At 37.8% G+C, this 17920-nt stretch carries 22 protein-coding genes and 1 pseudogene; 10 read left to right on the top strand and 13 right to left on the bottom strand.

Annotation, left to right across the window (positions count from 1 at the left end; genetic code table 11):
- Window positions 1-318: 318 nt before the first annotated feature.
- Entirely contained in the window at window positions 319-1188 is an 870-nt protein-coding gene (locus P3L56_RS08675; protein WP_042844086.1) for a fructosamine kinase family protein, read from the top strand.
- A gap of 151 nt (window positions 1189-1339) precedes the next feature.
- On the opposite strand, the gene P3L56_RS08670 is transcribed toward P3L56_RS08675, so the two are convergent.
- On the bottom strand, window positions 1340-1879 hold the full coding sequence (locus tag P3L56_RS08670) for a YniB family protein (RefSeq protein WP_042844087.1): 540 nt from the start codon (window positions 1877-1879) through the stop codon (window positions 1340-1342).
- 282 nt (window positions 1880-2161) lie between these two features.
- Here P3L56_RS08670 and hxpB point away from each other — a divergent pair, with 282 nt between their 5' ends.
- From hxpB to P3L56_RS08655, 3 genes are all read left to right on the top strand, one after another.
- The gene (hxpB, locus tag P3L56_RS08665; protein WP_042844088.1) at window positions 2162-2827 is read left to right on the top strand and encodes a hexitol phosphatase HxpB; all 666 of its coding nucleotides are present in this window, start codon (window positions 2162-2164) and stop codon (window positions 2825-2827) included.
- 191 nt (window positions 2828-3018) lie between these two features.
- Complete coding sequence (locus P3L56_RS08660) at window positions 3019-3594, top strand: metal-dependent hydrolase (protein WP_166685390.1); 576 nt, start codon at window positions 3019-3021, stop codon at window positions 3592-3594.
- 181 nt (window positions 3595-3775) lie between these two features.
- The gene (locus P3L56_RS08655; RefSeq protein ID WP_042844090.1) at window positions 3776-5167 is read left to right on the top strand and encodes an L-cystine transporter; all 1392 of its coding nucleotides are present in this window, start codon (window positions 3776-3778) and stop codon (window positions 5165-5167) included.
- 654 nt (window positions 5168-5821) lie between these two features.
- On the opposite strand, the gene P3L56_RS08650 is transcribed toward P3L56_RS08655, so the two are convergent.
- The 9 genes from P3L56_RS08650 to P3L56_RS08610 all read right to left on the bottom strand — a co-directional run bounded on the left by P3L56_RS08650 (window position 5822) and on the right by P3L56_RS08610 (window position 12275).
- Window positions 5822-6145 (bottom strand): helix-turn-helix domain-containing protein, encoded by a 324-nt coding sequence (locus tag P3L56_RS08650; RefSeq protein WP_166685389.1) that lies wholly within the window; start codon window positions 6143-6145, stop codon window positions 5822-5824.
- A 27-nt stretch (window positions 6146-6172) separates the two neighbouring features.
- The gene (locus tag P3L56_RS08645; RefSeq protein ID WP_166685388.1) at window positions 6173-6478 is read right to left on the bottom strand and encodes a hypothetical protein; all 306 of its coding nucleotides are present in this window, start codon (window positions 6476-6478) and stop codon (window positions 6173-6175) included.
- A 290-nt stretch (window positions 6479-6768) separates the two neighbouring features.
- Complete coding sequence (locus P3L56_RS08640) at window positions 6769-7017, bottom strand: hypothetical protein (RefSeq protein WP_166685387.1); 249 nt, start codon at window positions 7015-7017, stop codon at window positions 6769-6771.
- Window positions 7018-7257: 240 nt separating this feature from the next.
- Window positions 7258-7746: a hypothetical protein gene (locus P3L56_RS08635; RefSeq protein ID WP_166685386.1), complete on the bottom strand. Its 489-nt coding sequence runs from the start codon at window positions 7744-7746 to the stop codon at window positions 7258-7260.
- Window positions 7747-7877: 131 nt separating this feature from the next.
- A complete protein-coding gene (locus P3L56_RS08630) occupies window positions 7878-9407 on the bottom strand; it encodes a DUF4041 domain-containing protein (protein ID WP_166685385.1) in 1530 nt (509 codons plus the stop codon).
- A gap of 762 nt (window positions 9408-10169) precedes the next feature.
- Window positions 10170-10529, bottom strand: a complete 360-nt coding sequence (locus P3L56_RS08625; RefSeq protein WP_166685384.1) for a hypothetical protein — start codon at window positions 10527-10529, stop codon at window positions 10170-10172.
- Window positions 10530-10628: 99 nt separating this feature from the next.
- On the bottom strand, window positions 10629-11363 hold the full coding sequence (locus tag P3L56_RS08620) for a hypothetical protein (protein ID WP_166685383.1): 735 nt from the start codon (window positions 11361-11363) through the stop codon (window positions 10629-10631).
- A 21-nt stretch (window positions 11364-11384) separates the two neighbouring features.
- On the bottom strand, window positions 11385-11720 hold the full coding sequence (locus tag P3L56_RS08615) for a hypothetical protein (RefSeq protein WP_166685382.1): 336 nt from the start codon (window positions 11718-11720) through the stop codon (window positions 11385-11387).
- A gap of 375 nt (window positions 11721-12095) precedes the next feature.
- Entirely contained in the window at window positions 12096-12275 is a 180-nt protein-coding gene (locus P3L56_RS08610) for a S24 family peptidase (protein ID WP_306804048.1), read from the bottom strand.
- Window positions 12276-12340: 65 nt separating this feature from the next.
- Here P3L56_RS08610 and P3L56_RS08605 point away from each other — a divergent pair.
- Window positions 12341-13070 (top strand): annotated as a pseudogene (locus P3L56_RS08605) (tyrosine-type recombinase/integrase); the annotation flags it as partial.
- Between the two features lie 240 nt (window positions 13071-13310).
- Entirely contained in the window at window positions 13311-13697 is a 387-nt protein-coding gene (locus tag P3L56_RS08600; RefSeq protein WP_042844092.1) for a YkgJ family cysteine cluster protein, read from the top strand.
- Between the two features lie 94 nt (window positions 13698-13791).
- Here P3L56_RS08600 and P3L56_RS08595 read toward each other — a convergent pair whose 3' ends face one another.
- A complete protein-coding gene (locus P3L56_RS08595) occupies window positions 13792-14796 on the bottom strand; it encodes a luciferase-like monooxygenase (RefSeq protein ID WP_042844093.1) in 1005 nt (334 codons plus the stop codon).
- Window positions 14797-15071: 275 nt separating this feature from the next.
- Here P3L56_RS08595 and P3L56_RS08590 point away from each other — a divergent pair, with 275 nt between their 5' ends.
- Window positions 15072-15395 carry a hypothetical protein gene (locus P3L56_RS08590; RefSeq protein ID WP_166687146.1) on the top strand — a complete coding sequence of 108 codons (324 nt, stop codon included), beginning with the start codon at window positions 15072-15074 and terminating at the stop codon, window positions 15393-15395.
- A 298-nt stretch (window positions 15396-15693) separates the two neighbouring features.
- Window positions 15694-15882 (top strand): YegP family protein, encoded by a 189-nt coding sequence (locus P3L56_RS08585; protein WP_042844096.1) that lies wholly within the window; start codon window positions 15694-15696, stop codon window positions 15880-15882.
- 61 nt (window positions 15883-15943) lie between these two features.
- Here P3L56_RS08585 and P3L56_RS08580 read toward each other — a convergent pair whose 3' ends face one another.
- Window positions 15944-16261, bottom strand: coding sequence for an AzlD domain-containing protein (locus tag P3L56_RS08580; protein ID WP_042844097.1), 318 nt, complete (start codon window positions 16259-16261; stop codon window positions 15944-15946).
- 2 nt (window positions 16262-16263) lie between these two features.
- Entirely contained in the window at window positions 16264-16920 is a 657-nt protein-coding gene (locus P3L56_RS08575) for an AzlC family ABC transporter permease (protein WP_042844099.1), read from the bottom strand.
- A gap of 150 nt (window positions 16921-17070) precedes the next feature.
- Between P3L56_RS08575 and P3L56_RS08570 the strand changes: the two genes are divergently transcribed.
- Window positions 17071-17631, top strand: coding sequence for a helix-turn-helix domain-containing protein (locus P3L56_RS08570; protein WP_042844101.1), 561 nt, complete (start codon window positions 17071-17073; stop codon window positions 17629-17631).
- Between the two features lie 59 nt (window positions 17632-17690).
- Complete coding sequence (locus P3L56_RS08565; RefSeq protein WP_071548014.1) at window positions 17691-17867, top strand: DUF2526 family protein; 177 nt, start codon at window positions 17691-17693, stop codon at window positions 17865-17867.
- The last annotated feature ends 53 nt before the right edge of the window (window positions 17868-17920 follow it).

The raw sequence follows: 17920 nt of genomic DNA, 5'->3' as shown, positions 1-17920 counted from the left end.
TCAGCTTTTTCCTTTCTGAATAAAGATAACATACAAACACTTTGGCATACTGATATCCCTCCTCTTTTATTGATAAAATTATTAACTAACAACACCATTAAAATGGTTAATTATTTTCTCCAGCAGACCTCGGGGTTAATTAATAAAAAACAAGTAAACCTAACCGCCTCTGCAATAACCTAGATTTAGGTTTTATACCTGATAATTATTCAGTTTTTTCGTGATACCCTCTTATTTTTAAACAATTATCACTGTTAATTCCTAAATTATCACTATAGTATTGTATTAATGAATACCAAAGCAGAGGCGAGGTGAGTCATGTGGCAAGCAATGTGTCGTTTATTAAGTGAACACTTAGGTGAGGCAGAGCTACGTAACAAAGTCATTCTCTCTGGTGGTGATATTCACCATACGCTACGAATTGACTACGGCGACCATACCGTGTTCATTAAGCAAAATCGGCGTGAATTTTTACCTTTGTTCAAGCAAGAAGCCGAACAACTTGAAATGCTCGCTAAAAGCCAAACCATAACTGTACCAAAGGTTTATGGTGTAGGTAGTAACAAACACCACAGCTTTCTTCTTCTCGAATATTTTCCTCTTAAACCCTTTGATAGCACCAACGCTTGGCACTTTGGTCAACAATTAGCAAGGTTACATCAATGGGAAGAGCAGCCCAGCTATGGGTTTGATTTTGATACCATGCTAAGCACTGTGGTTCAGCCCAATGGTTGGGAAAAGCGCTGGAATTCATTCTTTGCAGAAAAGCGGATTGGCTTACAATTACAACTTGCCTCAGAAAAAGGGATGGTTTTTGCCGATATTCAGCAAATTGTCGATATTGTTAAACACAAGCTAGCAGGTCACCAACCCCAACCCTCTCTTTTACACGGCGATTTATGGCCTGCTAACTGCTCTATCACCCATCAAATTGATGGCGTACTTTATGACCCAGCATGTTACTGGGGAGATAGAGAATGTGATATTGCTATGCTCCCACTATATAAAGAATTACCAATACAAATTATTGATGGCTACCAAAGCGTTTGGCCACTTCCAAATGGTTTTTTAGATAGGCAACCCATTTACCAGTTGTATTATTTAATCAATCAAGCCCATATTTTTGGTAATGAACAAAGTTATCAATTAGCACGTACTATTGTAGATAACCTACTCAACGAAAAATAACTTTTTAGCAACTCTAATCACAAAGTATCAACCAGCCAAATAAGTTGCGTTATGAATTAGCGGTAAATACTGATATCTCGGGGAGCATACCTAAGTATGTGCCCCGAGTCGCTAAACACAGCCAACACTCTCATAACGTAAAATTTGAAAATCACCAGTTCAAGAAACGTAATAGAAAATACAAGGCAATTCCTAAAACAATAGGCCAAAAATAAAGAATAAAAAATTGTGTAAAAATAGTGTGCCGTGGAATAGTCACTTTTGCTTCGAGTTCTTCTTTGGAAATTTCTAACCCCTTCGCTTTTTCTATAATCACGTGGTCTTCTAAGCTTTCGCGGATAAATTTAATTTGCCGGTACATACGTAAACCTGAAGCACTAAGCGCTAGCCCAACAAAAATAAAGATAAAAATAATGATAAAACCAATATTGCTACCTGAAAAGCCATTCGCGACTTGAGGCACTGGTGAGTTATTCCAAAAGAAATTTAAAAACGGTGTCGTTTGACGTACCATTTCAGCCATTAATTTAATAAAGTCATTGGCAACCGCATTAATGCCTTCACCTGCAAGCCCTTTCATGCCAGCAAGTTTAATTAAAGACGCTAACGTCGAAATTAATGCTACCAGAAAAACAACCCACCCAAAAATACGTTTGCCGATCGCGACATAATTGGCATTGTGGTAATTCATTACTGCTTTTCCTCAGAGTTATTATTCTTGATAAACTTTCATGGCTAATAATAGCTGAAATAATGAAATGCCTCCAAATTTCAATTCATTATTGATAGTAATAATTCGACTTTCAGAATGTTCAACATACTAACATCCTGGGTTCAAGGCGATTTATCGCGCAGAATGCCTAATTATCTTGCCATAAAGCTGATAATACTGATGTCAATTAATACGAATATTAGCCCTTTGCTGGTACTATAGTTGGCTCGTTAATTAATACGACCTGAATGGAGTTTTGATATGTACCATAACCTTCCCATCCAATCGGTTATTTTTGATATGGATGGTTTATTGATCGACTCGGAACCTTTCTGGGCACAGGCTGAACTTGAAGTTTTTTCACAACTTGGTGTCGACGTTTCAATTGCAGATACCCTGCCTGATACACTGGGTTTACGTATTGACCATGTGGTTGAACTTTGGTACCACGCTTCCCCTTGGCAAGGATGTAGCCAAGAAGAAGCCAAACAACGAATTATTGACCGAGTTGTTGGCTTAGTTGAAGAAACTCGCCCCATTTTGCCAGGCGTACAACATGCGATGGAACTTTGCCGCTCGATGGATCTAAAAATAGCCCTCGCTTCGGCTTCCCCCCTGTACATGTTAGAAAAAGTGTTAAACTTACTGGATATTCGTGACTACTTTTCTGCCGTCGTTTCCGCAGCGGATTTACCGATGAGTAAACCACACCCAGAAGTTTACCTTAAAGCAGCCTCTGAATTATCAACTAAACCAATTAATTGTGTTTCATTGGAAGACTCTTTTAACGGTATGATTTCCGCGAAGGCCGCAAGAATGCGCTCTATTGTTGTGCCTGATAGCCAGCATTTTAATGACCCTCGCTTTGGCTTAGCCGATATCAAGCTCACCTCTTTGAATGAGTTAAAGGCTGAGCATTTACGTTAAGAATCAGTATGTTGATTAATTATCACTCACCCCTGCCTACTTAGGTAGGGGATTTGCTTAAAAATATAAAATCCTTTCCTTATTTGCTAATAAATAAGAGTTTTTTTACCTTTCTGCCTCTATCATATTCTTTTCAAACACTTTATACTGCCAATTAACTGTATAGATAAACAGATGGTATTTTATCCACCATGACTGCTGAAGGGCATCTGCTTTTTTCCGTCGCCTCTTTAATTATGGCCCATAAACTTCAACTCACCCCTGAGCTTGCTCAAGGTGATTGGCTACACATGGTTCCGGGTGCATTATTAGGCGCGTTATTACCCGATATTGACCACCCTTCATCTCTTCCCGGCAGGTTGCTACGCATTTTTTCATTACCAATTTCTAAACTCTGCGGTCACCGGGGTTTTACTCATAGCTTAGTTGCATGGTTACTAGTAATGGCAGCTTGTTATCAATGGATACCAATAGAATGGCAAGTGCCAAATGACCTTATTCAAGCCTTTTTATTAGGTTACCTCAGCCACCTAATCGCCGATATGCTTACACCTTCTGGTGTACCGTTTTTATGGCCATTACCTCAACGTTTTTGTTTTCCCATTATTCGAGGGAAAAATAGCAAACGAACAGAGCGTTTTATTGCTGTTATTTTGACGGTTTGTGCCTGTTTTTTGCCTATTGGATACCAACTGGATTTTTATAGCCAAATTGAGAATGTGATAAAATACATTCATTATCAGTTAGATACTCACTTTGCTATCTAAATTAAAGTTTTGTCATATACTGTAAGTATGAATAATACTATCTTATTACCATTTGATATAAGAAAAGTGCTTTTTCTATTGATAACATATAACCAGTTGTTTGAAGCAACTAAATCCTTATAACCATTAAGGATTAAAGGGCAAGTAACATACCTTATAAAAATATGATTTGGAGTTCGGAATGAATATTCCTCTAATTATTAATGTGCTCGGCTTTGTAGCACTGCTAATACTGTTGGCAAAACTGGGAGCTAAAGGCTGGAGCCTATCTAAAAAAGTGTTAGTAGGTCTGGTTTTTGGTGTCGCCTATGGCGTTATACTGCACCTAGTTTATGGCAGTGGTCATCAAACGGTAAAAGACTCCATTCTATGGTTTAATATTGTTGGTAATGGTTATGTTCAGCTATTACAAATGGTAATTATGCCATTAGTGTTTGCTTCAATTTTAAGCGCAGTAGCAAGGCTACATAAAGCGTCATCACTGGGTAAAATTAGTTTTTTAACCATTGGTACATTGTTGTTTACCACGGCTATTGCCGCATTAGTGGGTATTTTAATTGCTAACGTATTTGGTTTGACTGCTGAAGGCCTAGTCCAAGGTCAGTCAGAAACAGCTCGCCTATCCGCTATTGAAAGTAACTACATTGGTAAAGTCTCTGACTTAACTGTACCTCAGTTAATCTTATCCTTTATTCCTAAAAACCCATTCGCAGATTTAACCGGTGCTAATCCAACATCGATAATCAGTGTCGTTATCTTTGCTGCCTTTTTAGGGGTAGCCGCTTTACAACTGTTTAAAGATGACAAAGAGCGCGGTGAAAAAGCATTAGCAGCAATTGATGTATTACAAGCATGGGCGATGAAATTAGTTCGCTTAGTGATGCGTTTAACCCCTTATGGTGTTATGGCGCTAATGATTAAAGTGGTTGCGAGTTCGAATCTTCACGACATTATTAACTTGGGTACTTTCGTTGTCGCATCCTATGTGGCACTAGCCATCATGTTTGTTGTACACGGTATATTGGTTACCTCTACCGGCTTAAACCCAATTAAATTCTTTAAGAAGGCAGGCCCTGTATTAACATTTGCATTTACGAGCCGTTCGAGCGCAGCAAGTATTCCATTAAATATTGAAACACAAACTCGTCGTTTCGGTATTCCTGAATCTATTGCCAGTTTCTCGGCCTCTTTTGGGGCAACCATTGGTCAAAATGGTTGTGCCGGTATTTACCCTGCTATGTTAGCCGTCATGGTGGCACCAACAATGGGGATTAACCCATTTGATCCCCTCTGGATCGCAACGTTAGTTGGTATTGTCACAATCAGTTCAGCGGGGGTTGCTGGTGTCGGTGGTGGCGCAACATTCGCAGCATTAATTGTGTTGCCAGCAATGGGGCTACCCGTCACTTTAGTCGCACTATTAATCTCTGTTGAACCATTAATTGATATGGGTCGTACCGCATTAAACGTCAGTGGTTCAATGACCGCCGGTACGGTGACGAGCCAACTTATGGGAGAAACGGATAAAACCGTATTTAATCAAGACGATGATGGCGAATTAAAACATGTCTAGTTTTTAAACACTCATCGATACAAAAACCTGCTTATTAGCAGGTTTTTTATTGCTGTAAATTTATGATTAATCACATTAACCCTGCATTTAGTAATAAAACACGGGCTTTTATACTGAAAATCATTGCCATCAACTAACATAACATTAGATAATAAAATCTGAGCAACGTTTTCTTGAGCTTCCTGCTTGTGTTGCGTCATCCCATGTTCTATGGGAATTCTATCAACATTTATTTGTGGTTTTTAATATGACTAATGTTCACAGCATGAAAAGTAATGCAACCGATTAATATTAAAGAAATAAATAATCAAAATACGTCCAAATTAACGCTTTCAAGTGATTCATTTAACCACATGATAGATCAAGATTATTTAAATAGTTTTGGGGAACTGCTTTTAACCTCTTGTTGAGTCTGATTAATAAAATTTCTTGATTTACATCCCATATTACTGCATATAAACCCAGCAAAAAGAAAACTTATATTGAAGAAACACTGGAAGAGATATTTAACTATGGTGATTGGCTTCCGGAAACCCAAGAAGCCGAAATGGAATATTTTGACAAGTGATCTAAGTGCGCCAACTACTCGAGCTGGCGCATCTTAATTATGGTAGGTTATCTATCCGTTAGTATTATCCCCCTAACCTCTAATTACTAATAAGTATTGGAAGAAGGGTCAATTATCATCTGAGTCTCGATATAATGCTTTTCTTTATCAATATCCACAAACTCATCAGTAGCTAAGCTTTCCTTATCTATCTGTTCGAAAAAGTCACCAATACTAATGTCCAGAGCCTTCAAAGCGGCTACTAACTCATCTATACCTATTTTGTTAACTCCTCGTTCATAACGATATAGTTGCTGTTCGCTTTTTATACCTACCAATTTAGCAAATTGAAAAGCGGTGAAACCAGCGTCACATCTTAACTTCTTAAGATTAAGCCCCACTTGGCTGGAAATTGAGTTAGTACTATTCATGTTATTCCCCTTGGTGTAATTAACATCTTACTGCAAATGCCTTAACATAATATTTACATATTTACGAAACAGATGGCAATATATTGCAATAATATTTTTACATTTTGCTTTTTCAGCAACACGTTTAGCTTCTTCTTGCTCTAATTGCTCTGCTTCTAGCTTAGCGAGTCTCTCTACTTCAGCTTGCTTTTGATTGTAGATAGAGTTAGATGGCATGTTTACACGAACATCGATCCAGTGACCATTCGGAATGTCATAAGGCTCTCCTGGTGTTAATTCAACTTTTCCATCAAAGCCTGGTATTGATTCTTCATCTTCTGTTGCATCACGCAAAAACTCAAGATAAAGCTTGAATCACTCATACTGTATGTTTTGTGGTAAATCATGCTGACGATAGGATGTATAAAGAACAATATCACCATCCTCATCGGGCTCGACAATACGGCCGTCAAATGGATGTGGTTTGCCTTTCTCAAGCACATCATAAAGCGCATACACAAGTGGAAGTTGGTTAATGCCGCATGGGATCGTAATACCAGCGTTAATGCCCCTCCAACTCGTATCAGAGTGTAGGCCAAGAACACCGTGTAACTGGTAAATACCTGTATGCAGTTTTTTGAGTATTACACCATCTGCGTCTTTGTTTGGGTCGATATGGTCAGCAAATACTCGAATATAGACGATGTCATTATTTCATTAGGGTGTGATATTTCAGACTCTTCATTACCTACCTGAATTGAAATTTCTTTTATATCCTGCTTAAAAATATTTTTATCTTCATCATATGTCCATAATGAGCTTTGTTTTACTTTTATTGCTTCACTATCATTTTTACCAATCATAGCATCTATCGCCGTTCCATCTTTATTCACATAAATAAAGATCACCCCTGAAGTATCCTTTTCATTACTACTAGTATACCAAAGCTCATAGAGGTCACTTTTTTATATTTAGCTATATCTATTTGCTACGTATTCGCTGGCAAGCACTGGGCAAATCCCAATAGCCAAAACAGTCAGTGACAATAAAAATAATTGAAGAATTCTTCTCATCTCACCCTCACATTCAGTTTTTTATCAGTCTAGTTTCTTAGTGCCGAAATTGGGAGAAAATTAACTGGCTATAACCTTTTTAACACTTTGATTGCACTCACTTGGTTTAATTTCAACCTTCATAGCCTCGTTGCTATCAATATAATATAGGTGTCTTATCCCCGATGAAAATACCACTCTCCATAAATTCATATTGGATTCATCTTGGCAATAATTTGCTGTAAGAATCTTCTTTGCATTATCTACGGCAATATCACTCTTAAACACCTCAATTGGAATGCCTTTAATCTCATATGTCATAACAATATAATCGTCATCTTGAGATACTTTTGTAACCATCGTATGACTATCAACTAAAAGTGGTAATCCTTTATTTTCATTTTCAATAATCTTCTCTTTTAATTCCCTAAAATCATTACTTTGCTTTTGTTTAAATTCTTTGATTTTATCTGTGGTTGTGCTTCCCTTTGTATTATTCCCTAAAGTATTAGCTGAAAAAACACCAACAAATGGAAAGAGTAAATATAGATAAAATTTACTGATTTTCATCCCTCTGCACCTATATTAGATTAATTTACCTCAATAGTAGCTTGAGGTTGGCACAATTCCTAGCAAACATTAGGTGTAAAAAAACCTGCATAGGCAGGCTTGTAATATTTATTTCGACTTAGAGTAAAATTCTATACCATTAACGGATATTCGTCTTCTACCTTCTCCGCTAGAGTTTCTTCTTTATTTTGTCCATGCTTCGCAATTGATAATAACTTTTGAGTTTCTCTATATTCCTTTGCCACTGCATATTCATCAAAACTAGCGTCATACCCTAGAGCTCTAACTTTTTCCTCTATTGAGGATAGTGGGATATTAAAAAACTCTTTCCTATTATTCATCATATTGACACGATGGCTAACAAATTCTTGATGTAAGCTTGTCTCTAATGCAGGTGCATCATCGGAATAAATTAGGGCGTGAATATCGAATTTAAATGGCACCGATGCTGATCCTAATTCGTTCACCCTCTCTTCTGGCTCTAATCTACGCGTTAAACCAATTTTATAAACATCCTCACCAAATGCACCAATATTAGAGATGACATAAACATGTCCACTTCTAGTTAATTGGGCTTGTGATTTTGCTCTTTCCGATAGCGCTTGAGCCTCTGCTAATTTATTTTCCAATTCTGCTATTCTAGCCTCGATTTTTTCCTTTTCTTCTGCATTTGCCTTTTCTAGTTCTTTTCTTGCCTTATCCATTGCTTTTTGAAAATCTTTTTCTGCTTTCTGTTCTTCTTTTATTGCTTTTTCATATTCTCGCTGAGCTTTTTCCTCTTCACGCTGTAATTCTCTTTCTTCACGTAAGATATCTTTTTCATCCTGAATTTTTTGTTCTTTTTCATGTGCTAATAAAATTTCATCCAGTCTAATTGCGAGATATTCACCTGTAATTTTGATTCCGACTGTTTGCCCAAATTTATTTAAAGCCTCAAATGCATTTTCTACACGCTTAATTAATTGCTCAACATTACTGGCTTTAACTTTTGCTAAAGCAGCATCACACTCACTATTAAACGCCCTCACCAAAAGCTTTACATACTGCTTAGTCATACGTCGACCTTCAGTTTCACTGCCATTCACAGTCCAACCAGACTGGGTATAACAAGCTTGGTCATTCCGTATTAATTTTTTTTGTTTCTCTTTGTTTTTTACGATTGCTTCTTGATATGCCTTAGAGTCATGGTAGTCAAAACGAGGCTTATATATCCCATAATCTAACATTTCAACGCTATCATTCACTAATGTCAGTTTTTCGGTCAGAGCAACCAGTTGTTTGCGTTTTTCGTTATAATCCTCTTTTAAAAGAACTAACGCCTCTTTTTGCTCTTCAATAGCTCTTTGTGATTGGTACTCTTTACTTTCGATTTCATTAGTTTTTTCTTTAACCTCCTCGTCTATTGCTTTTCTTTTTTTTAAAACTTCAGCATCGACGGCTCTTCTCAATTTTTGTTCTTCTTTTTCTAAATTTTTTAATCTGTCTTTTTCCTCCTTTGAGGTCGCCTCTAGAATTTTTTTCGCTTCTTTTTCGGCGTCAATGATTGGTTTGTATCGTATTAATTGAGCTTCATAATTTTTCTTTTCTTTTTGCTTAATTACTAAAAGAATAATAAGCACAATAAATAAAAAACCTGCAATACCTATTGATACTAAATCCATTACCGAATCCTCAATATATTAGTTAAGCATATTTAACCATTTGTTTTAGGGAAGGCGTTACTGATTTTATTTACAGCAAAGCAAAAAACCTCAATCAAGAGGCGTAATGTGTGATCTAGATTACAAGCACAAGGACGGGCTAGATTATCCATTGAACATAACTGTGTTATTTATAGTCTAGTGTTAACGACAGAGCGACTATAGTCATAACGAAAGCTCCAATGCAGACAAGCACAATAAAGCATTCTATTGCCTTTTCAGTTTTATTTTCCTTCTCACTACTCCACTATTTAATTTAGGTTATGTTAGCTTAGCGGGAGTGCAAATTGAAGCAAAGTACACTTTCAGATTATGCATTTAAGTGATATTTTATTTTCACTAATTTAATAAGGATGACTTTATAGGCGTAGAATTTCATATTACTCGCGCTGAATGCTGGTTTGATAGTGAAAGTAATCCAATCAGTAGCGATGAGTGGCTAGCTCTTGTTGAACAAGACCCAGAGCTAAAAATAAAAGCTATTAATGGTGAGTTTAATGCAATATGGCTCGGAAATAGTACCTACGAAGAATCTTGGCTTGACTGGTACGAAGGTAGGATTTATACCAAATGGCCTGATACTGCCCTCTATATAAAAATGCTAGAAATTGCCAAAAAACTAAATGCTAAAATCATGGATGATGAATGTGGCATTTATAAGCAACCAGAGTCTTGGGCATATCCTTAATCGATGCTCATAAACAAAAAACCTGCCGAAGCAGGTTATTCATTGGGACTCAAGTTACCTATTAAATTCTTAGCATTATCACAAAACTCATCCATTTTAGGCACATTTTTAAATTCAGGGTCATTAGCTTTTTGCTCACACTTCACGCTAATCTGCCCTTGGAAATACGCCATAGATACCATGTTATCAACTAAACGTTTGCAAGTACGACTGTTACTCTGTTTTTCAAACTCACCACATAGAAGTGCTTTCTGTCGATTAATACTTGCCGCCATGTCTGGCACTACATCATCTTCTGTAATTTCAGGTCGCTCACTAGCACCAACATTTGCAGTGCTGGAAAACGAGCCAAACGAAGCTAAGCCTAAGAGCAAAACCACCAATCCCTTTTTCATACATCACCATATCTTAGTTAAGTACGTAAATACTAGGATAGATGCAGATTTCAGACAATAAAAAACCCACTGGAGTGGGTTAGCTTAGGTGGTTTTTATTCAACTGTGGTCATATAAGCTTTCTTTGCTAATGATATTAACTATGTGGTGGCAACTATCTTCAGATAATGAATTTGCATCCCACCTATCAAGAGAATTGAGTGATTTTATATTTATTGCGCTCCATGGCTTAACCCCATTAGTTGCAACAAAATTATCACCAAGAACACCTATTATCTCTCCCTTTCTAGTATCATAAACCTCTACATTAGCTAAGGTTACTATACCACTAGCCCAAAGAGTTCCACCCGCTACGCTTTGAATGTTGTCGCAAATAACATGAGAATGCTTATGTACAAGTCTCTTATAAATAGAGCGACCTAGACCGCCTGACCTATAGTTTTTAACTATATAAGCACCCTTTATTTGCTTTCCACTTTTAACACCAACACCTTTATTGAATGTAAACTCATCGTAGGCTATCCTCCCTACCAACTCAGCTTCACCATCTACTATCATCTCTAAACTTACCAAGTAATTAGTTATGTAGTCTTCAGTGTCGCCATCAGATAACATATCAATAGCTGTCAATCTAAAGAAATCATTGTCAGTGCAATTAACTTTTATTATTTCTATGTAAAAGTCGTGATCTCCACCATTGAGTAGATACTCAACTACCTCTAATAAATCACCTGCTGATGATAAATGATAGAATCTATCAATTTCTGTTTCTGATATGCTTACTGGCTTAACCTTGAGATTTTTTGAATAAGAGTCGACTAAGTCAGGCGCCATTAACTATGCTTCCATACTAAATTACTGAAATTTATTTATGAAACCAAAGACTGATTTTTCTATAGCGCTATTTATGTTGTTAAACATATCCTTCAATGATGGATACTGTTTTGAAGGATTCACTATAAATTTCATTTGATCTTTAATAACCATGACCTCTGCATACGGTGCTACTTTGAAGTCACTACTATTAAATTCATCATCTATGATAACAATAAATAACTGACGATTTGGATCTGTCCTTTCACTTAAACGGCGAACAGAGAATCTTTTTTCTGAGGAATCATCAAAAAATGTGTTAACAAGTTCTGTTCCATGGCTAATTGTTTTTGTAGATCTGGTATGTTCAGTTCTCATATAGCCCCCTTGTTAGTTTAAATTAATGACATTTTGACTGGTAATTAAGCAATATGCTTAAAATAACTATGACCATATTAAAGTGTTTAAGCTAACTTAACAACCCCAGTTGTGAAGATAGACTACCCATAACACTTCGAATACTATCGCTCAAACTATCAAAAGAGACATAGCTAGACTCTTGCAATACTCTACGTAATCGACACTTATCACTTTTTCACTACATATTAGCCATGGGAAACCCATAAAAATTAGCACTGTACTTAGGTAACAACACTCACATAGCTTTGTGAATAATGTAAGTTACAACCCCAAATATTTGAAGGTCTTGCATGTCACCAATCAAAATAGGCGAATACTCAGGATTCATAGGCATTAACATAGAACGCTAGCAATCACTATGTCATCATCCCTTGCCACCAGTGCGCTATCGACAATAATAACATCACCATCATTAATGTTTGCATCAATCATCAAATTACCCTCGACGCGCAGCATATACGTACTGTCAGGATGCTTAATCAGCGTACTGTTAAGGTTTATCCTCTCTTCCATATAATCAGTAATATTATTTTTTTAGTTCAATTATTATTTACCTCTATGGATATCAATATGTCTTTTTAGAAATAGCTAGGATCATTGATGAAGTAAAAGCACTAGGGCACAACAGAATGGCACAAGTTGTGCGTTTTGTTCTTATCGATGTTTTAAAGAAGCACAGCACATGGGCCATGTTCCTCCTGGTTATAATCCTGCTCAGGCCACCAAAAAACCAAGAAACAAGGTCAAGCGTGAGCGTTTATCATTTGAAGAATGGGAAGAAATTTATAAGCAATCCGCAAACCACCAACATTATTTACGTTGCGGGATGCTATTAGCGGTTATAACAGGACTACGGCTTGGCGACATTACAAAGATGAAATTCTCAGATATTTGGGATGGAATGTTACATGTACAACAAGAAAAAAAACAGGGACCAAGCTAGCAATACCGCTGTCATTGAAGTGTGATGCATTAAACCTAACGCTAGGTGATGTTATTTCTATCTGTCGAGATCTCGTTGTTAACCCATACCTACTACATTACAAACACACATCAGGTAATGCAAAAATTGGAGGGCAGGTATCAAATGCATCATTAACTACATCATTTAAGAATGCACGAAACAAATGTGGGCTGGAATGGGAAGATGGCGCTGCACCATCTTTCCATGAACTTAGATCATTATCTGAAAGATTGTACAGAGAACAAGGGATAGATACACAAAAATTACTTGGTCATCGAACCCAAATAATGACAGATAAATATAATGATGATCGTGGAAAAGAATGGCAAATTGTTGTAATTTAATCGACTCGGTTTCCATACTATTTTGGGGATAAATTTTGGTGGGGTTTTGGGGAAGTTTTTTAAAGCACTAAAAACAACCCCAAATGCAGTACCATTTCTTATGTGATTTCAACATTGCATATGTCTACCATCAATACATATTACTTCAATACAATGAATTACCAAGTTTAATTCAATATCTATATTTCGATTAACATTAACATTTCTAATCGTTTTAAATATTTGGAGTTTTATCTTTATATGACTAATGTCCATATACTAAAAACTGATCCTTCAGATAACCCCTGTATAAGCTGCGGTGCTTGTTGCGCCTATTTTCGTGTCTCATTTTATTGGGCTGAAGCCGAAAGCGGCGGTGGTGTTGTTCCCCAACATTTAACTGAGCAGATTACGCCGTTTATGAGCTGTATGCAGGGTACTAACCAAAAACAAAACACCCGTTGTACCGCCCTAGAAGGTACAATAGGCAAATGTGTATCTTGTTCCATTTATGCTCAAAGGCCTACGCCGTGTCGTGAATTTGAGCAATCTTGGCAGGATGGAATATATAATGAAGCCTGTGACAGAGCGCGAGCAGCGCATGGTTTACCGCCTTTAGAGCCTCACCACCCGCAAATCGCTTGCTAACCGTCAATGACCCAGAGTTCTCTGGGTTATCTTTTCTGGTTATGAATAAAAGTTGATTGCCCGCGCTCTTGCAAACAAATGCTATGAAGCTAATTTAAACAATTTCATTCATGACTTGCATAGCTAACTCGAAGGAATATAAACGTGCTTGATGATCGAAAATTTGACCATTTACCATGATTTCATCGGCTTGAGTTTGGCGTAAAATGGTTTGTAAACCGTAACCCACCTTAGTTTTATCCCCCACTAATGACATCCCCAATGCTTGTTGCACACCAAATTCCTCTGCTGGCGACCAAATGTTTTCCATACTTTCAACAGGGGCGGGAAGCTGCGATGGCTGACCTCGGCGTAACATAACGAAAGCTTGTTGCATCGACGTAAATAAAAACTCGGCCTCGCGCTGAGTGTCTGCCGCAATAATATTAATGCAGACCATGGCATAAGGTTTTGACAACCGTGATGATGGCTTAAAGTTAGCACGATAAACCTCAAGTGCTTGCAGCAGCAAGTCCGGTGCAAAATGTGAAGCAAACGCAAATGGTAACCCCATTTGAGCCGCTAACCTCGCACTGTATAAGCTTGAGCCAAGTAGCCATACGGGGATTTTCTCACCATACCCAGGAACCGGGCGTACCGCAGGCTCTGGGTTAGTTGCATCAAACCAACTCACGATTTGTGCTACATCTTGCGGGAAATTATCAATATCCGTATTCATATGACGACGTAATGCTTGCATTGTCCTTTGGTCACTTCCAGGAGCTCGCCCAATACCTAAATCAATTCGCTCAGGATACAACGTATTAAGTGTGCCAAATTGCTCGGCTATCACCAATGGTGAATGGTTCGGTAACATGACGCCCCCAGAACCAAGTCTCAAAGTGTGAGTATTCGCGGCAAGGTAGCCAATTAACACTGAAGTCGCAGCACTAGCTATCCCTGTCATATTATGGTGCTCTGCCAACCAATAACGGTGATAACCCAATTTTTCCGCTAATTTTGCGATATCAAGGGAATGAGCGAAAGCCTCCTTGGCTGTGGAACCTTGAATAATTGGTGCTAAATCAAGCAAAGAAAGGGGTGTTTTTTTATCAGACATATACGCTCACTTTGTTAGGGTTTTATTGATATAGAACCTAACTTACCATCGTAGACTATCCGATTTGATGTCTCCAGTGCTTAAGTTCCCATTAGCACAAGAGGTCTAAAAATGTAAAAAAAAGTCTACTAACCCACTGTTTTCTCATGAATATGAATTAAGATTGAACAAAAAGTGCAGTAATTAAGGAGCTTCAGTCAGCGGAGGTAAAAGCGATTGCGGGTGGAAATCAATTGGTTAACTATTGGTTCATCACCAATATAAAGGAAATCGCAATGAAAAAAATAACTACCAGTTTATTCGCCCTAACGTTAATGTCTATCGGCTTTGCTGCGACAGCAGCAAACATCGGCAATGGAGGGAATAACCACATGCCACGTCAACATATGGGAAATGGCAATCACCATAATATGGTTTATAGCGTGGCGGAACAGACAACTACCCCAAATGAAACAATAAAAAAGCTGGCGGATAATACACCTAAAATTGAAGATGGCAAACGCTACATGGTTAAAGTAACCGTGATGGAAGTCCCTGAATTTAAGAACATAACTCCAATGCCGATGCCTAAAGCTAACAATACACCAGTAACCCAGTAGTAAGCTATATCAGTTAACTTACATGGCGTTATCGGCAAAACCTTTTTTATCGATAACTATAATCGACTAGCCTTATAAGATAGAAGCCGATATCTTAGCCACATAATAAAGAGTTCTATATATCCTACGATTGCCTCTGTTTATCAGGGGCTTTTTTTTGAACTTTTTCTGAATTTTATCCCCTCTTCTAGTAATAATACCTAATAGCGACTAACCTTATTTAAGCAGATATTTATTTGCTGCTTATGATTTATTCCTCGGTTTTCATATTTTTAACCACAAAAGTCAGGAGCCTACCATGGGGTATTATGAATTAAAAAAATCTACCAAAGATGTTGCTCAGCCTTATTATTTCGTTTTAAAAGCAGCTAACCATGAGATCATTGCGACAAGTGAAATGTATGCATCTAAACAATCTGCATTAAAAGGTATTGCGTCAGTACAAACCAATGGCCCTTCTGAGACGATTAAAGACTTAACCGCTTAATTGATAGCCCCTACTTTCTTTAGGTAGGGGCTTTATCGCTCTAATTACAATTAGTTGTATTCTAAATTAACCGAAGTAGCGCAGTGACAATTGCCGCAGACAAAACTATGACAATAAATGGTTTTTTATACCATGTAAGTACGCCTGCAACTAACACCCCTACTATTTTTTGCCAATCCGACAACTGTTCTCCTGAAAATAATGTAGAGGTTACGGCCACAGAAAACAAAATAATAATTGCTGCCGCTGAAAAAAGGGCTTTGCTATTTTCCGATAAAATCACCCGGCCTCTAAGTAATGCACCAGATGCGCGCATTAAATAAGTACCGACCGCTAGTAGTAAAACCCCGCAAAATATTAACCATGGGCTGTTTGTCATGACTATTTCCTTATATAAATAACTAGGCTCAATAATGCGAGTAAAACAGGTATCCCAGCAGGTAAGACGGGGGTTACCAAAACAGCAATAACGGCGCCCACAATGGCCGTAATCCGTAAGCGTTTATCCGTGAGCGCAGGCAATGAAAGCGCTAAAATAATCGCAGGAAACATAGCATCCATGCCATAGACATGTGTGTCACTGATTAAACTGCCTAATACTTCCCCAATCAGTACACCTATAGGCCAACAAAGTAAAATCCCGACCCCACACAGCCAAAATGCGGCGCGTTTTTCTGTATTTGTTTCTTGTGCTAAGCCAAATACAACGCTTTCATCGTTCATGATGTGGTAACCCAATAGCGCTTTTGCCCCCTTGCCTGTTAGGTCACTAACCGCAAAACTAAAAGGAATATGCCTTGAGTTAACCAGTAGACCCGCTAAGGCAGCTGAAATGGGGCTTCCCCCTGAAAAAATAACCCCAATAAATAAAAATTCAGAGGCTCCAGCAAGTACTAAAATAGATAACGTCAGAGGGACCCACCAATCAAAACCTTGAGAAAGGGCAAGTGCACCATATGAAATACCGACAATTAAGTCCGCAATACAAACGAGAGCGATATTTTTCACTGTGCTATTATTAAGTGTTGAAGTTAGCATTTTCCAATCGTTCGATATAAAATACATTTGTTCATTATGTCGATCTTTACTATAAAGTGCAATCAATACTCAGAAAAATTCAAGTTGCAGGTAGGTGACAAATGCGTAAGCCTCATCATCTGTAGCGAGTATTATAAATAGGATAAAAAATTGAACTTACCTTCGCCCCCCATTGAGTTGATCTCCAAAGCACTGGCTCGTGAAAGGCAAAAAAATGGGTTATCGTTGTCCGAGTTATCTCGTAAAGCAGGTATTGCGAAGTCGACCTTATCGCAATTGGAATCTGGTAGTGGTAACCCAAGTATCGAAACCTTATGGGCGCTTTGTGTTGCGTTAGATATCCCTTTTGCTCGTTTAATTGAAGAAAAACAAGATGCTGTCACTGTGATACGCCACGGGGAAGCCCTTCCCGTCAGTGCGGAACATGCTAATTATTTAGCATTTTTATTATCATCTGCACCTAATGATTCACGACGTGATATTTATACTGTTATTGCCCAACCGGGTCGTGACCGTATTTCAGAACCACATATGCATGGTGTAAGTGAACATATCATTATTATGGCCGGTAGGGCTTTGGTTGGCCCATTAGATAACCCTGTCGAGTTAAAAGTTGGGGATTATATTCATTATCCAGGAGATGAGCCGCATATCATGCGAGCCTTAGAACCCAATACGATGGCCGTTATGGTCATAGAGAAACAAAATTGACATCATAAATACCTATAACACTCTAATAGCCATAGACTATATTAATTGGAGCTTAAAACATGCCCTACTATGATGAAATTATCGAAAAAGTTGACCGGCTCATTGGTGAAAACTCTGTTCACCATATGAATGAAATGCTAATGCAGTTATCCCATGACCCACAACTCAATGAAGACCAACGTTTTACACAACAACAGCGTCTAAGGGAGGCTATATTTGCCCATCATAATGTATAGCGACCAAATACTTAGCCGCTATACTGAGTGTTAATAAACAAAATAAATAGGCA

This window comes from Providencia sp. PROV024, assembly GCF_032709665.1.
In the GTDB taxonomy this organism is placed as follows: Bacteria; Pseudomonadota; Gammaproteobacteria; order Enterobacterales; family Enterobacteriaceae; genus Providencia; species Providencia huashanensis.
The sequence above is the reverse complement of the archived record's forward strand: the minus strand, read 5'-3'. Positions and strand labels throughout refer to the sequence as shown.

Bases quoted from the DNA above. Each gene is read 5' to 3' on its own strand.
- P3L56_RS08670 (WP_042844087.1), bottom strand. From the start codon at position 1,879: ATGAATTACCACAATGCCAATTATGTCGCGATCGGCAAACGTATTTTT.
- P3L56_RS08595 (WP_042844093.1), bottom strand. From the start codon at position 14,796: ATGTCTGATAAAAAAACACCCCTTTCTTTGCTTGATTTAGCACCAATT.
- P3L56_RS08655 (WP_042844090.1), top strand. From the start codon at position 3,776: ATGAATATTCCTCTAATTATTAATGTGCTCGGCTTTGTAGCACTGCTA.
- P3L56_RS08635 (WP_166685386.1), bottom strand. From the start codon at position 7,746: ATGAAAATCAGTAAATTTTATCTATATTTACTCTTTCCATTTGTTGGT.
- P3L56_RS08660 (WP_166685390.1), top strand. From the start codon at position 3,019: ATGACTGCTGAAGGGCATCTGCTTTTTTCCGTCGCCTCTTTAATTATG.
- P3L56_RS08585 (WP_042844096.1), top strand. From the start codon at position 15,694: ATGGGGTATTATGAATTAAAAAAATCTACCAAAGATGTTGCTCAGCCT.
- P3L56_RS08565 (WP_071548014.1), top strand. From the start codon at position 17,691: ATGCCCTACTATGATGAAATTATCGAAAAAGTTGACCGGCTCATTGGT.
- P3L56_RS08630 (WP_166685385.1), bottom strand. From the start codon at position 9,407: ATGGATTTAGTATCAATAGGTATTGCAGGTTTTTTATTTATTGTGCTT.
- hxpB (WP_042844088.1), top strand. From the start codon at position 2,162: ATGTACCATAACCTTCCCATCCAATCGGTTATTTTTGATATGGATGGT.
- P3L56_RS08650 (WP_166685389.1), bottom strand. From the start codon at position 6,145: ATGAATAGTACTAACTCAATTTCCAGCCAAGTGGGGCTTAATCTTAAG.
- P3L56_RS08580 (WP_042844097.1), bottom strand. From the start codon at position 16,261: ATGACAAACAGCCCATGGTTAATATTTTGCGGGGTTTTACTACTAGCG.
- P3L56_RS08575 (WP_042844099.1), bottom strand. From the start codon at position 16,920: ATGCTAACTTCAACACTTAATAATAGCACAGTGAAAAATATCGCTCTC.
- P3L56_RS08625 (WP_166685384.1), bottom strand. From the start codon at position 10,529: ATGAAAAAGGGATTGGTGGTTTTGCTCTTAGGCTTAGCTTCGTTTGGC.
- P3L56_RS08675 (WP_042844086.1), top strand. From the start codon at position 319: ATGTGGCAAGCAATGTGTCGTTTATTAAGTGAACACTTAGGTGAGGCA.
- P3L56_RS08590 (WP_166687146.1), top strand. From the start codon at position 15,072: ATGAAAAAAATAACTACCAGTTTATTCGCCCTAACGTTAATGTCTATC.
- P3L56_RS08610 (WP_306804048.1), bottom strand. From the start codon at position 12,275: ATGGAAGAGAGGATAAACCTTAACAGTACGCTGATTAAGCATCCTGAC.
- P3L56_RS08600 (WP_042844092.1), top strand. From the start codon at position 13,311: ATGACTAATGTCCATATACTAAAAACTGATCCTTCAGATAACCCCTGT.
- P3L56_RS08620 (WP_166685383.1), bottom strand. From the start codon at position 11,363: ATGGCGCCTGACTTAGTCGACTCTTATTCAAAAAATCTCAAGGTTAAG.
- P3L56_RS08615 (WP_166685382.1), bottom strand. From the start codon at position 11,720: ATGAGAACTGAACATACCAGATCTACAAAAACAATTAGCCATGGAACA.